We start from the raw sequence: 14,716 nt of genomic DNA on the forward strand, positions 1-14,716 counted from the left end.
GGCCCCGCCGCGAAAGTTCAACCCCTCACCCGGCAGGAGGTGCGATTACCGCGCAGCCGATCCGGTTTCCGGCATCGCCGCTTGGCTGCGAGTTGTAATCATCCGCGCCGCTATGGATCATGAACGCCGTCCCGTCCTCATCCTGAATGAGTTCAGGCGTCAGATTTGGCAGGAAATAGCTAAGGCTGATGATGCCGTTTTCAGGAACGGTGACATTCGGCATATCGCCCGGATGCGGGCCGGTCGCGGTCATGACGCCGTGATCCTTGCCATCGGCCAGATGCCCGCCAGCCGAATCGAAGGGCGCTTCACAGAGGCCGGTTTGATGCAGATGCACACCGCGAATGCCGGGCTCGACATCGGTGAACAGGATATTGATGACACCGAGACCGGATTCGGTGAAAGCCAACTCAACCGAGCCAAGCTGATTGCCCTCGGGGTCCATGATCGTACTGGACATGGCGGGCAGGGATGCGTCCGAAGCGGCTGCGGTTTCCTGTGCGGAAACCGGCAGAGCACCAAGAAGCGCGGTCGCGGTCAGGGCTGCGAAAAGATCTTTCGTAAAGCGCATGGTCAATCCTTATCTGATATCAAATCCATGACGAGGATGCGGCGTGAATCGGCATCTCCGCCGTGCTGGTCCAACGTATGTTGCGGTGTATCGTTCCCGGCGTCGCGGGGCTTGCACGTTGCGCGAGACTATCCGATAAATACCGCGCTCAAAGCCACAGGAATAAGCCATGCGCGTTCGTATCTATCAGCCCGCCCGCAATGCCATGCAATCCGGCATGGCGCGAAGCTGTGGCTGGGTGCTGGAATATCCGCAAGCGGATGCACGCGACATCGACCCGCTGATGGGCTGGACCAGTTCGGATGATACGCAATCCCAGGTCCGGCTGCGCTTCGCGACCCGCGCAGAGGCAGAGGCCTACGCGAAAGAACACGATCTCGATTACATCGTGACCGAGCCGCATAAACGCAGCGCGAATATCCGCCCACGCGGCTATGGCGAAAATTTCGCCAGTGACCGCCGTGCGCCGTGGACGCATTGAGCCGAACCTTCAGCGATCAGGCTTCTGACGGGGATAACCGCGCCTCAGGCCCGGTCCGGCCAGCTTTCGATTTCGGCGGCTGCGAGTTCCTGCAACTGCCAGATATATTCGTCGTGAATGCCTGCCGCCCTCAGCCCCTGTGCTGTGCGCAGCAAATATTCCGAACCAGACCCCGCAACACCGTTTGCGCGGGCCAGTCGGATTGCCTGTTCCTCGACCGGCAGATCCGCCAGATCGATATCGACCGGATCGGCATAGAAGGTCAGCGCCTCGCTGCGTCCCTGATCGGTCTCAACCTCGATCCAGCGTGCATTCGCAGAAAGCTCACGGGCGACCAGTTCCCGTTTGAGGATTGAGCGCATCGAATCCCGCTCGGTCCCCGGTTCGATCTCCATGATCAGCCCTTCGCAGCTTCCGCCAGATGCCAGTGCCAGCATCAGTCCCGGCTGTTCTGGTGTGCCGCGGAAATGGTCCAGTGGGATGCTGAACCGGCGATGCCAGCCAATCGCTGTCGCTCGTCTGCGGGCGCCGACCGCGAAATCCGGGTTCCAGATCAGAGAGCCATAGGCGAAAATCGGGATCGGGCGGGGGCGGTCGGCCAGCAGATGTTCGGCCAGCCGGTCCAGATCCTCATCCTCCAGCAGATGCCAGCCGGGCTTATGACGCAGCCCGTCCACTTCACGGGTTGCCCGTCTGACATGATCATCGGAGAGGCGCAGGCTGTCGGTTGCCGGATCAGACATCCAGTTCCTCGGTATCGGCAAAGCGGGCATTTTCCTGAATATACTGGAAGCGCAGTTCCGGCTTCTTGCCCATCAGCCGTTCCACCAGATCCCCGGTCTCGCCTGCCGCGTCCTCGTCGATACTGACCCGGATCAGCTTGCGGGTTCTGGGGTTCATCGTGGTTTCCTTGAGGTCCTTTGCGTCCATCTCGCCCAGACCCTTGAAGCGCTGCACGTCGATCTTGCCGCGACCGCCAAGACCCTTTGCCATCATCGCCTCTTTCTCGGCTTCATCCGCGACATAGATCCGCTCAGCTCCCTGCGTCAGTCGGTAAAGCGGCGGGCAGGCCAGATAGAGATGTCCCTTGTCGATCAGCGGGCGCATCTGCGAGAAGAAGAAGGTCATCAGCAGCGAGGCGATATGGGCGCCGTCCACATCCGCATCGGTCATGATGATGATCTTGTCATATCGCAGATCGTCGACGTTGAATTTCGTCCCCATCCCGACGCCGAGAGCCTGACACAGATCGTTGATTTCCTGGTTCGAACCCAGCTTGCCCGAGGCAGCCCCCAACACGTTCAGGATCTTGCCTTTCAGCGGCAGCAGAGCCTGCGTCGCGCGTTCGCGGGCCTGCTTGGCCGAGCCGCCCGCGCTGTCGCCCTCGACGATGAACAGCTCGGTCCCGGCGCGGTTCTTGGCCGAACAATCGACCAGCTTTCCGGGCAGGCGCAGTTTCTGGGTCGCGGTCTTGCGCTGCGTTTCCTTTTCCTGACGGCGGCGCAGCCGTTCCTCGGCCCGCAGGATCAGGAAATCGAGGATCGCGCCCGCTGATTTCGGATCGCTGGCAAGCCAGTTGTCGAAATGATCGCGCACCGCGCCTTCGACCAGTCTCTGCGCCTCGACCGTAGCCAGCCGGTCCTTGGTCTGGCCGACGAACTCCGGTTCTCGGATGAAGCATGACACAAGCGCACAGCCGCCGGTCAGCAGATCCTCACGGGTGATCTGGGCGGCCTTCTTGTTATTCGCCAACTCGCCATAGGCGCGGACCCCTTTCAGGATAGCGGCCCAGAATCCGGCCTCATGCGTACCGCCCTCGGGGGTGGGGACGGTGTTACAATAGGACTGGATGAACCCGTCGCGTGAAGGCGTCCAGTTGATCGCCCAATCGACCTTGCCCGGCACGCCAAAACGTTCCTTGAAATCGACATTCCCAGCGAAGGGCCGGTCGGAATAGGTGGTCACGCCGTCCAGCGTCTCGGTCAGGTAATCGGCCAGTCCGCCCGGGAAATGGAACGTCGCCTCAGTCGGCGTTTCGCCATCGTCAATCTCGGATTTCCAGCGGATTTCGACGCCGGAGAACAGATAGGCCTTGGATTTCACCATTTTCAGCAGCCGCGCAGGCTTGAAACGGTGATGACCGAAGATTTCCTCATCCGCGTGGAATGTCACCGTTGTGCCGCGCCGGTTCGGGGCGGCCCCTATCTTTTCCGCCGGTCCCTGCGGAATGCCCCGAGAGAAACGCTGCTCGAACAATTCCTTATTGCGTGCGACCTGCACGACCATGCTGTCGGATAGCGCATTGACCACCGAGGCACCGACCCCGTGCAACCCGCCCGAGGTCTGATAGGCATCGCCCGAGAACTTGCCGCCCGCATGAAGCGTGCACAGGATCACCTCAAGCGCGGATTTGCCCGGAAATTTCGGGTGCGGGTCGATTGGGATGCCCCGCCCGTTATCCCGGATGGTGACCGAGTAATCCGCAAGCAATTCGACCTCGATCCGGCTGGCATGGCCCGCGACGGCCTCATCCATCGAGTTGTCGAGGATTTCCGCCACGAGATGATGCAATGCGCGTTCATCCGTGCCGCCGATATACATGCCGGGACGTTTGCGGACAGGTTCCAGCCCCTCCAGCACCTCGATCGAGGCGGCGGAGTAGGTCGTATCCTCCGTCGTGGTCGGAAAAAGATCGTCGGCCATGTATCTGCTCGCATTCTGGTTTCGGCGTTTATCTCATGACAGGCCGGGTCTGGGCAAGGCTTTGTGGCTGCCTCACGATCCGCCGCTAGGGGTAGGTGTCAGGGCTGGTCGCGCAGCCAGTCCGCAAGATCGCCGTTGTATAGAGTACTATAACCTCGAACACATCTTCCGCCCTGCCATGCGATACGACTAGTCACACGTGCGAGGCAGAGTTAAGAGACCTGCTGAAGTTTACATCCATTGCTAGGCTCCAGACCCATTGATTTCGGGCTGTTTGCGTGATTCAGGCTCTGCAAGGAGACCTGATTTATGAGCAACCTTTTCTGGCTGACTGACGCGCAGATGGAGCGTCTGAAACCCTATTTCCCGAAATCCCACGGCAAGCCACGCGTTGACGACCGGCGTGTGCTGAGCGGCATAATATTCATCAATCGTAATGGCTTGCGATGGTGCGACGCGCCGACGGACTACGGCCCCGCCAAGACGCTCTACAACCGCTGGAAGCGCTGGAGCGAGAACGGGACCTTCGCCCGGATCATGGTGGGCCTCGCCGCCGAGAGCGCCGAACACAATACGATCATGATCGACGCGACCTATCTGAAAGCGCACCGCACGGCCTCGAGCCTGCGGGTCAAAAAAGGGGGCGCGGGCGCCAGATCGGGCGAACGAAAGGCGGCATGAACACGAAACTGCACGCCGTCACCGACGCGAAGGGCCGCCCGATAGGGTTCTTCATGTCCGCCGGACAAGTCAGTGATTACACCGGGGCAGCGGCACTTCTGAACAGCCTGCCGGAGGCGGATTGGCTGCTGGCCGATCGGGGCTATGATGCCGACTGGTTCAGAGATGCCTTGAAAAACAAGGGGATAAAGGTTTGCATCCCGGGTCGGAAGTCGCGCAAGAAACCCGTCAAATACGACAAGCGGCGCTACAAACGCCGCAACCGCATCGAAATCATGTTCGGCCGACTCAAGGATTGGAGGCGCGTCGCCACCCGATACGACCGTTGCCCCGAGACCTTCTTCTCTGCAATCCTGCTCGCCGCGACCGTCATCTTCTGGTTATGATCAAGAACGAGTCCTGAGCCTAGAAATTCAACGACTACGGAGCAAGAAGGGTTTAAATATAATTGAATAATTTCAGACTCCTGAAAACGGAATTACGCCTTTTTGCTGATTATTTTCTTACGCCTATCTTTTTGGACAAATTCACGACACTGGAAAGGCTCGCTAATATTATCTTAGGCTCAGGACTCGTTCTTGATCATAACCAGAAGATGACGGTCGCGGCGAGCAGGATTGCAGAGAAGAAGGTCTCGGGGCAACGGTCGTATCGGGTGGCGACGCGCCTCCAATCCTTGAGTCGGCCGAACATGATTTCGATGCGGTTGCGGCGTTTGTAGCGCCGCTTGTCGTATTTGACGGGTTTCTTGCGCGACTTCCGACCCGGGATGCAAACCTTTATCCCCTTGTTTTTCAAGGCATCTCTGAACCAGTCGGCATCATAGCCCCGATCGGCCAGCAGCCAATCCGCCTCCGGCAGGCTGTTCAGAAGTGCCGCTGCCCCGGTGTAATCACTGACTTGTCCGGCGGACATGAAGAACCCTATCGGGCGGCCCTTCGCGTCGGTGACGGCGTGCAGTTTCGTGTTCATGCCGCCTTTCGTTCGCCCGATCTGGCGCCCGCGCCCCCTTTTTTGACCCGCAGGCTCGAGGCCGTGCGGTGCGCTTTCAGATAGGTCGCGTCGATCATGATCGTATTGTGTTCGGCGCTCTCGGCGGCGAGGCCCACCATGATCCGGGCGAAGGTCCCGTTCTCGCTCCAGCGCTTCCAGCGGTTGTAGAGCGTCTTGGCGGGGCCGTAGTCCGTCGGCGCGTCGCACCATCGCAAGCCATTACGATTGATGAATATTATGCCGCTCAGCACACGCCGGTCGTCAACGCGTGGCTTGCCGTGGGATTTCGGGAAATAGGGTTTCAGACGCTCCATCTGCGCGTCAGTCAGCCAGAAAAGGTTGCTCATAAATCAGGTCTCCTTGCAGAGCCTGAATCACGCAAACAGCCCGAAATCAATGGGTCTGGAGCCTAGGCAATGGCCAAACGTGATTCGGGAATGCCCTCCTTCGATTCGTCCGTGACAAACGGATTGCAGTCTGTAGATCATGACACCTTTCATCCGGTTTTGACCGACGAAAGGAATATATCTGCCTGATTGTTGATCGACCCTCCCGTCCACGATTTAAATGGGAGATATGGCGATGGCAGATGCAACGTACAGAATGCTCTATTTGGGCGATCTGTTGGATATGGATACCGACGAAGATAATAATAGTGTAGCTGATGATCCGGCGGGTATTTTCGACGGCCAAACATTCGGTTCGACCTCTGATCCTTTGTTTTCCGAACTTACTGCGGTTACACTCAATGATCCCGACGACAGCGAAGGCGCGGCTTTTGACCACAATCAGGTTGGTGAAAACGTTGATACCATCACCTATACGCTGAACGGCACCGAATATGTATTGCAGGCCGATTCAGGTGTTATCGTCGAAGATGTTCAAATTGTCCAACTGACAGGCAAAGACCCGGTCACTGGAGCCAATACTTATCGTACGATCACAGCCGATGTCCGGATTTTACAGGATGAAAGCGGTAACGCATTTATTATTCCGCCGCTGACTGATAATCCGAATGAAACAGAACTCGACCTCGTCGAGTTTCCAATTATATCCATTACAATTCCAGCAAATGCCACCTACGATACCGGACCTTTTGGACAGGTCTCCACTGATCGGAATGAGCTGCCGTTCAACAATGGATATGTCGATGGAACGGATGCAGGAGAACTAATTTCAGCTGGATATTACGATGCCGACGGCGACTTCATCGACGAAAACGACTCGATCCTCGACTATCTGACCGGTGACGGTGACCATGTCTTAGCCGGGCTCGGCGATGATACTGTCTATGCGGGGCAGGGCGCTGACAGCGTCGAAGGTGGCGGCGGTGACGACGAACTATACGGAAATTTCACTGGCGAGGACGCCAGCACCGACGCTGACACTCTGGATGGCGGTTCCGGCGATGATGAACTGTATGGAATGGGAGGAAGTGATAGCCTGTTGGGCGGTGCCGGGGAGGATCAGCTCGACGGGGGTGCAGGCGCCGATGAGCTTGAGGGTGGAGACGGGTTCGACACATTCATTGCTGGCGAAGGCGATACGATCTCCGATTTCAATACCGGTACGGGCCAGAACTTCAATAATGGCAATATTCAGGCGGGTACGGGACAAGACGATAACGATTTCGTCGATTTGTCCGGATACTACACCGTCGCAAATATGAACCAGTACAACGCGGATAATGGCACGAACTATAAAAATCCGCTTCAATGGATGCGCGCCGATCAGGCGGATGGCGTGCTGGACAATCCGGATGGGTTGAACCTGACGATCAATAATGGTGGTTCGCCGGTAAATCCGCTGGATCTTACATGGGACAACACCAACGTCGCCTGTTTTGCGTCGGACGCGAAAATAAGCACTGCTACCGGCGAGGTTTGTGCCGGTGAGCTCGTTTTAGGCGATCTGGTCGAAACCCGCGATGCGGGGTCGCAACCAATCCGCTGGATAGGCAAACGCTACTGCGGCCCTGATGATTTTGCGGACAATCCGCGCCTGCGTCCCATCCGGATACGTAAGGGAGCGCTTGCCCCAGATTTGCCGCAGGCCGATTTGCTGGTCTCGCCTCAGCACCGGATGCTTATCCGGTCGAAGATCGCCATGCGGATGTTCGGGGCGAATGAGGTGCTTGTGGCGGCGAAACAGCTTTGTCAGGTAGATGGCGTGGACATTGCAGAGGATCTGGACGAGGTGACTTATGTTCATTTCCTTCTGAACGATCATCAGATCGTGCTGGCGAACGGAGCCGAAACTGAGTCGCTTTATACAGGCGAGGAGGCGATGAAATCGGTCGGACCGACAGCGGCGGAAGAGATTTTCACACTGTTTCCTGAACTGCGCGATTTCGACGAGTGTCACGCTGTGCGGATCATTGCTCCGGGCCGGATGGGACGCAGACTGGCGCTACGTCATAAGAACAATGAGAAGCCACTGGTAAATTGAAGGCGAAACTCAAAAAGCGCTAGGCGCAGAAGTTTGCCGCTCTTGGGGCAACCGGCGGGTTCTCGGGAGGGCTGCGACATATCACCGCAGTAGTGATCCGGAATGCTCGCTTCATGATGCGCTTTCTGCTGCGTCAGGCGCCTCAGCTGTTCTGCTTCCGGAGATCGCGAAGCACCCTCTGCAGAAGGCAATCCGCCAGATCGGTGGCCGTCTCCCGCGTTAGTAATTCGAGCCGTCTTGAACTTCGCAGCGACGCGATCCCCTGAACGCCGGCATAGATCATCGTTGCCTCCCGACGGGCTATGCGTTTTGACAGGTACGGTGCGAGCGATATCAGCTCTGCTGCTGTCTGATCGAGAAGTGTCGAGATCGCGTTGAGATACCAGTCCGGAAATTCCTCGGATCTTCGCGGGCCGTCGAAAAGTGCCCTGAACAGAGTTGGTTCTGCCTCAACAAGGTCGAGATAGCGCGTAGCGAGTGTGCGCAGCCGCGTCTCGGGATCGCCGTCTGGCAGGTTTGAAAACAATGATGCGATGCGTTCGAAATGGGCGCGGTTCACCTCCCACAACACATGCGGCAGGCTGTCGAACAGGTTGTAGATCGTGCCGGGGGTATAACCTACAGCTTGTGCCAGCCGTCGCGCCGTCAGTGCCTCCGGGCCATCTTCAAGGATAATGGTGCGAGCTGCGGCGAGGGTCTGTTCTCTGAGTTGAGCGCGGGTGCGGCGGGGCTTCGCCTTGGGGATGTTCAGACTGATCTGCTCTGGCGAGTGATTATCGGACATTAAGGGCGGCGGCTCTGGCGGGATGTGAAGGCTGATAAGATTGAGGTTGACGCAGACAGAAGAAGGGGTCAACAGTCCAGCAATTGAACGTTGTTCAGAAACTGCTCGATCTGGAACCTAGGGTAAGGTTTGCGTTGGAAAGTTACGCGACGCCATGCCACACTGTCGGCCTTGGACGGCAGAAATAGGCGTTCGCGCTCCAGGAGAGGAATGAGTGCCAATGCAAGTCTAGGATGCCGGTTTTGCCTGGGAGGCCGGTATCCTGTGGCGATCCTTTCGATCCGTTTCCAATCGGTTTTCCCCGCAGTTTGGCCTTATGCCTGCGCGGCAGCCGTTCCTGCAGAAAAAAGCCCCTCGATGCTGCCGAACGGCGATAGCATTACTGTGATTGTTTCCAAACGCTTCATTAGGGTAGTTTGCCGCATGATCCGGCAGGCTGGCAGCTTCATGAAGGAGATATTGCTGCGCGTCTGCAAAGCCCTGTACAGATTTTTGATCGTGCTTAGCCATCTGTTTTATAAAGGATTTCATTAAACATGCTGCGTGCGTTGATCATGCTGATCATGACGGCGGGGACCGCTCTTGCGCAGGACGCGCCTGATACACGGACGGTCGGTCCGGCGCAGATGGCGACGGTTGTTCGAACGGAACTGGCACCGTTCGAGATTCGCGTTCCCGTGTCAGGCTCGCTGGTCGCCAGAACCGAAGCACTGGTCTATCCGCAGGTCACTGGTCATGAGGTGACCGAAATTCTCGCGGAAGTCGGTGACAGGGTGACTGCCGGTCAGGTACTGGCGCGGATGTCCGAACTGACGCTCAGCGCTCAGCTTGCGCAGGCCGAAGCAGAGGCGCAGCGTGCCTCGGCGGCGGTCAGGCAGGCGCGCAGTCAGATCGACAGCGCCGAGGCGACACTGGCGCAGGCGGCTTCGGCTCTAGAACGGACGACCCGTCTGCAAAGCGGCGGGACGGCGACACGGGCGGCTTTGGATGAGGTTGTGGCGAATGAGGCTGCGGCTCGGGCGGCGGTTGCCTCGGCCCGTGACGGGCTGTCCGTGGCAGAGGCGACGAAGGCGACGGCGGATGCCGCCGTTGAAATTGCGCGGCTGAATCTGGATCGCGCCACGATCATCTCTCCGGTTGCCGGGGTTGTGACAGGCCGCAGCGTGCGTATCGGTGCCCTGGCGAATGCCGCGGGTGAGCCGATGTTTACCATCGTTGCCGATGGTGAGATCGAATGGCAGGCTGAAATCGTCGAGACGGCGCTTGAGCAGCTTTCGAAAGGCGATCCCGCGACTGCCGAGGTGGCGGGGATCGGGCCGGTATCGGGGCAGGTGCGGCTGCTGCCGGCCTCGGTCGATGCCGCCACACGGCTTGGCGATCTGCGGATTTCACTGGAACAGAAGGATAATCTGCGGCCCGGCCTGTTTGCCTCGGGCTGGATCACGACGGATATTCATGACGGGCTCAGCGTACCTCTGACCGCCGTGCTTGACGATCAGGACGGTGAAATCGTGCAGGTCGTGCGTGACGGGATCATCGAAACCAGAAAGGTCGAGGCCGGAGAGATCTGGCAGGGCAGGCGGGAAATCCTCTCGGGGCTTGAGGAAGGAGAGATCATCATTGCCCGGGCCGGTGCGTTTTTCCGCGACGGGGATCGCGTAGAGGCGGTGTCTGCCGATGATATGCGCAGCAGCGATGAGGCAGACCAAAGCGGCGATGGCGAAGATTTTCGGGACGAGACAGCCGGTGAAGTCACGCCCGACGAACAGGCGGGGCTCGTCTCGGGGACCGGACAATGAATCTTTCGACCTGGTCCATACGCCACCCGGTGCCGCCTGTCGCGCTGTTCCTGGTGCTGATGATCGCGGGGCTTTTCAGCTTCCGGACTTTGCCGGTCACTGAGTTTCCGAATATCGACCTGCCCCTTGTCACGGTCTCCGTCGCTCAGCCCGGTGCCGCGCCGTCCGAACTGATCAGCCAGACCGCGCAGCCGATAGAGGACGCGATTGCCTCGGTCACCGGGGTCCGGCACACCACCGTGACGGCCTCGGATGCCACGCTGTCGGTGCTGGTCGAGTTTGAGCTGGAAACCGATAGCGACCGGGCCGTGAACGACGTGAAGGACGCCGTTGCCGAGATCCGCGACACGCTGCCGGAAGGGATTACCGAACCTGTCGTGCGCAGGCTGGATGTGACTGGGATACCGATCCTGACCTATGCGGTCCGCGATGAAACCCGCTCTATCGAGGAGCTTTCGGAATTTGTCGATGACGTGATCGCCGGAGAGCTTCTGTCGATCAGCGCGGTCGGTCAGGTCTCGCGGATGGGCGGGGCCGACCGGGAAATCAAGATTGAGCTGGACCCTGACCGGTTGCTGGCGCATGGGCTGACCGCAGCCGGGGTGTCCGAGCAGTTGCGGGTCAGGAATATCGACCTTGGCGGCGGCCGGGGCGATTTGTCGGGGACCGAATTTTCGATCCGGGCGCTTGGCGGGGCGGATACGCTGGAACAGCTTGCCGCGACAGCGATTCCCATCGCCAATGGCAGGACGATCCGCCTCGATCAGCTTGGCGAGGTGATTGACGGCGCGTCGGAAGAGCGCAGCTTTGCGCTGTATGACGGAACCCCGGTCGTGGCCTTCGGCATCTTCCGCGCCAGTGGCGAATCCGATCTGGAGGCCGCCGAGGCCACGGCTGAGCGGCTGGACGATATCCGTGCTCGCTATCCGTCTACCGAGATCTATCTGATCAGTGATTATACTGTTTTCACCGAGGCGAATTTCCATCAGGCGATGGAGACTCTGTATGAAGGCGCGGCACTGGCGATTGTGGTCGTGTTCCTGTTCCTGCGCAACTGGCGGGCGACGCTGATCGCCGCCGTGGCTTTGCCGCTGTCGATCATTCCGACATTTTTCGCGATGGATCTGCTGGGGTTTACGCTGAACTCGATCAGCCTGCTTGGGATCACGCTGGTGACCGGCATTCTTGTCGATGATGCCATTGTCGAGATCGAGAATATCGTTCGCCATATCAATATGGGCGTTCCCGCCTATCAGGCATCCGAGGAAGCCGCGACGGAAATCGGGACAACCGTGATCGCGATCAGTTTCTCCATTGTCGCGGTTTTCGCGCCTGTCAGTTTCATGTCGGGCATTGCCGGGCAGTATTTCAAGCAGTTCGGCCTGACCGTGGCTGTGTCGGTCCTGTTCTCGCTTCTGGTGGCGCGGATCATCACGCCGATGATGGCCGCCTATCTCATGAAAAGCGCCCCGCATTCCGAGCCGAAGGACGGGCTTGTGATGCGCTCGCTGATGCGGATCTCGTGCTGGACGCTGAGCCACCGGGCCGTGACGCTGATTTTTGGCGTGGTCGTGTTCATCGGCTCGATCTTCTCGGCGGGGTTTCTGCCGACCGAATTCATGCCGCCCACCGATATCGGTCGTTCGACCATCGAGGTGGATCTGCCGCCCGGGGCGAGGATCACCGATACAGAGGATGAAACCCGCCGCCTTACGGAAGCACTGGCTCCGATCCCCGAGGTAAGATCGGTCTTTGTTGAGGGCGGCACGGGCGATGTTGCGCAGGCGCGCCTGTCAGTCGATTTCGGTTCCAAGGAAGACCGTGACCGCAGCCAGTTCGACCTTGAGGAAGAGGTGAAACTGGCGCTCGCTGCGATCCCCGATCTTCGGCTGAATTACATGAATGAAAGCGGGGTCAACGATTTCCAGATCAGCGTTCTGGGCGATACGGAAGAGGCAGCATCCGAAGCCGCTCAGCTTCTCATGGATCAGATGAAAACCTTGCCCGAGCTTGAAGGCGTGACCAGCTCGGCCAATCTCCAGCGTCCCGAGCTGACCGTCACGCCGAAACCCGATCTGGCGGCGCAGCTTGGGGTGACGGCTCTTGATCTGGCGACGACTTTGCGTGTGGCGACGATTGGCGACGATGAATCGAACCTTGCTAAGTTCAACGCGGGCGACGATCAGGTGCCGATCGTGGTGCGGCTGAACCGCCAGGCGCGTGAGGATATCGAACAGATCAGCCAGCTTCGCGTTCCCAGCCGGAACGGGCTTATCCCGCTCGAAGTGGTGGCTGATATCGACTATTCCGCCGGGGCGACCGAAATTGGCCGCTATGACCGCCGTTTCCGCACATCCGTCTCGGCGAACCTGACCGAGGGCACGACGCTTGGTCAGGCCGAGGCGCGGGTCAGCCAGCTTCGCGACGAGATCGAGCTTCCGCCCGGCACCGAGATCCAGCCATCCGGCGATGTCGAGATCATGAACGATATTTTCGAGGCGTTCGGCACGGCGATGGCTGCGGGCATCATGCTGGTATTTGTGGTGCTGGTTCTGCTGTTTCACAGCTTCATCACACCGGTCTCTATCCTGCTGTCGCTTCCGCTGGCCATTGGCGGCGCGATTTTCGCGCTGTATTTTTTCGGCTATGCCATGAGCCTGCCGGTCATTATCGGCTTTCTCATGCTGATGGGGATCGTCACAAAGAACGCGATCATGCTTGTGGAATTTGCCTTGTCTGCAATGGATGCGGGCGTTCCGAAACGCGAGGCGCTGCTTGATGCGGTCCATAAACGCGCCCGTCCGATCATCATGACAACCATCGCGATGACGGCGGGGATGGTGCCTTCCACGATTGGGTCTGGCGCGGGCGGAGAGTTCCGTTCTCCGATGGCGGTGGCGGTGATCGGGGGGCTGCTTCTGTCGACGCTTCTGTCGCTGCTTTTCGTGCCTGCGCTGTTCTCGGTCATCCACGGTCTGCAACAAAGAACCGGCGGCTGGCTGACTCGACGTATCGGGATCAACAGCCCCGCCGATAGCGGGGGGACGATATGAGGCCTGCGGCGCGGGTGGCGGCCGCGATTGGTATTCTCGACGATATTCTTGCCGGCAGCCCTGCGGAACAGGCCTTGATCCGATGGGCGCGAGCCAGCAGGTTTGCCGGTTCCGGCGACCGCGCCGCGATCCGCGATCTGGTGTTCGAGGCACTGCGGCGGCGTGACAGTCTGGCGGCTTTGGGCGGCGGGCCAGGCGGGCGCGGGCTGATGCTTGGCTTGCTCCGGTTGCGGTCGGAAGATCCGGCTGGGGTCTTCACCGGTGAGCGACACGCGCCCGAGCCGCTTGGCGAAGCCGAGAAAGCGGGCGGAACAACCCCCGCAGAGGCTGATCGTCTTGGAGATATGCCGGACTGGATCTGGCAGCATTGGCAGGCTTCGCTTGGGTCCCGCGCATTGCCTCTGGCGCATATGATGCGGGAACGTGCTCCGGTCTGGCTAAGGGTCAACTCACGACTGTCAGGTCCAGAGCAGGCTTGCGCATCGCTGCTGCGGGACGGGATCACGGCGAAAGAGGACCCGCGTCTTGCCGGAGCGTTGCTGGTGACCGATGGAGAACGGCGGATCAACGCATCCGAGGCCTATCGGACGGGGCTGGTTGAACTTCAGGATCTGTCTCCACAATTGGCCTGTGCGTCTCTGCCGCTGAAACAGGGCGCACGCGTTCTGGATTACTGCGCCGGAGGTGGTGGCAAGTCGCTGGCACTTGCCGCCCGCGAGGATCTGCGGATTACGGCGCATGACGCAGCGCCTTCCCGGATGGCCGACCTGCCGGAGCGTGCGAAACGGGCAGGGGTCTCGATCAGGATTGAAACCCGCGAAAAGCTTGGCGGCGACTATGATCTGGTTGTGGCCGATGTCCCTTGTTCGGGTTCCGGCACATGGCGCAGAACGCCCGATTCAAAATGGCGCATCCGGCCAGAGGATCTGCGGGAGCTTCTGGCGACTCAGGCACAGATCCTGTCGCAAAGCGCGGCGCTGACCGGCCCCGGAGGGTTTCTCGCCTATATGACATGCTCGTTGCTGGACGTCGAAAATGGCGATCAGATCGACGCGTTCATGACCGATAATCCCGAATTCTCAGAGCAGATCCGGTCTAACTGGACGCCGCTGGAGGCATCGGACGGGTTTTTCCTGTCGCTGCTGAAGCGTCGGCAGTAAGCGATTTAACCATTTGTTAAATTAGCTGAAATATTCGTATCGC

At 59.3% G+C, this 14,716-nt stretch carries 12 protein-coding genes; 7 read left to right on the top strand and 5 right to left on the bottom strand.

All coding sequences use genetic code 11. The features are described 5' to 3' along the window. Positions 1-25: 25 nt before the first annotated feature. Entirely contained in the window at positions 26-571 is a 546-nt protein-coding gene (locus PAE61_RS05985; RefSeq protein WP_271114429.1) for a superoxide dismutase family protein, read from the bottom strand. A gap of 169 nt (positions 572-740) precedes the next feature. On the opposite strand from PAE61_RS05985, the gene PAE61_RS05990 reads away from it, so the two are divergent. Further along, complete coding sequence (locus PAE61_RS05990; protein WP_271114430.1) at positions 741-1,052, top strand: ETC complex I subunit; 312 nt, start codon at positions 741-743, stop codon at positions 1,050-1,052. Between the two features lie 44 nt (positions 1,053-1,096). Here PAE61_RS05990 and PAE61_RS05995 read toward each other — a convergent pair whose 3' ends face one another. Together PAE61_RS05995 and parE are read right to left on the bottom strand one after the other, a co-directional pair. Further along, positions 1,097-1,795, bottom strand: a complete 699-nt coding sequence (locus tag PAE61_RS05995; protein ID WP_271114431.1) for a gamma-glutamylcyclotransferase — start codon at positions 1,793-1,795, stop codon at positions 1,097-1,099. Next, positions 1,788-3,755, bottom strand: a complete 1,968-nt coding sequence (gene parE, locus PAE61_RS06000; RefSeq protein ID WP_271114432.1) for a DNA topoisomerase IV subunit B — start codon at positions 3,753-3,755, stop codon at positions 1,788-1,790. The genes PAE61_RS05995 and parE overlap by 8 nt, the downstream gene beginning before the upstream one ends. 309 nt (positions 3,756-4,064) lie before the next feature. On the opposite strand from parE, the gene PAE61_RS06005 reads away from it, so the two are divergent. Next, a protein-coding gene (locus PAE61_RS06005) for an IS5 family transposase (protein WP_271112274.1) occupies positions 4,065-4,822 on the top strand; the annotation gives its coding sequence in 2 pieces (ribosomal slippage) (positions 4,065-4,401 and positions 4,401-4,822; 759 coding nt in all). A gap of 196 nt (positions 4,823-5,018) precedes the next feature. Here the strand turns inward: PAE61_RS06005 and PAE61_RS06010 are convergent. Continuing rightward, positions 5,019-5,776, bottom strand: a protein-coding gene (locus tag PAE61_RS06010) for an IS5 family transposase (RefSeq protein ID WP_271112274.1) whose coding sequence is annotated in 2 segments (ribosomal slippage) — positions 5,019-5,440 and positions 5,440-5,776 — 759 coding nt in all. Because the reading frame shifts where the segments join, the coding sequence is not laid out codon by codon here. Between the two features lie 235 nt (positions 5,777-6,011). Here PAE61_RS06010 and PAE61_RS06015 point away from each other — a divergent pair. Then, positions 6,012-7,877 (top strand): Hint domain-containing protein, encoded by a 1,866-nt coding sequence (locus PAE61_RS06015; protein ID WP_271114433.1) that lies wholly within the window; start codon positions 6,012-6,014, stop codon positions 7,875-7,877. Positions 7,878-8,019: 142 nt separating this feature from the next. On the opposite strand, the gene PAE61_RS06020 is transcribed toward PAE61_RS06015, so the two are convergent. Continuing rightward, the gene (locus PAE61_RS06020) at positions 8,020-8,661 is read right to left on the bottom strand and encodes a TetR/AcrR family transcriptional regulator (protein ID WP_271114434.1); all 642 of its coding nucleotides are present in this window, start codon (positions 8,659-8,661) and stop codon (positions 8,020-8,022) included. Between the two features lie 264 nt (positions 8,662-8,925). Between PAE61_RS06020 and PAE61_RS06025 the strand changes: the two genes are divergently transcribed. Genes PAE61_RS06025 through PAE61_RS06040 form a run of 4 tightly spaced genes read left to right on the top strand, consistent with a single transcriptional unit; the run spans position 8,926 to position 14,673 of the window. Beyond that, entirely contained in the window at positions 8,926-9,195 is a 270-nt protein-coding gene (locus PAE61_RS06025) for a hypothetical protein (protein ID WP_271114435.1), read from the top strand. Between the two features lie 2 nt (positions 9,196-9,197). Then, on the top strand, positions 9,198-10,460 hold the full coding sequence (locus PAE61_RS06030) for an efflux RND transporter periplasmic adaptor subunit (protein WP_271114436.1): 1,263 nt from the start codon (positions 9,198-9,200) through the stop codon (positions 10,458-10,460). After that, the gene (locus PAE61_RS06035; protein WP_271114437.1) at positions 10,457-13,513 is read left to right on the top strand and encodes an efflux RND transporter permease subunit; all 3,057 of its coding nucleotides are present in this window, start codon (positions 10,457-10,459) and stop codon (positions 13,511-13,513) included. Before PAE61_RS06030 ends, PAE61_RS06035 begins: the two co-directional genes overlap by 4 nt. Next, positions 13,510-14,673, top strand: a complete 1,164-nt coding sequence (locus PAE61_RS06040; RefSeq protein ID WP_271114438.1) for an RsmB/NOP family class I SAM-dependent RNA methyltransferase — start codon at positions 13,510-13,512, stop codon at positions 14,671-14,673. Before PAE61_RS06035 ends, PAE61_RS06040 begins: the two co-directional genes overlap by 4 nt. The last annotated feature ends 43 nt before the right edge of the window (positions 14,674-14,716 follow it).

Source organism: Paracoccus aerodenitrificans (assembly GCF_027913215.1).
Lineage (GTDB): Bacteria > Pseudomonadota > Alphaproteobacteria > Rhodobacterales > Rhodobacteraceae > Paracoccus > Paracoccus aerodenitrificans.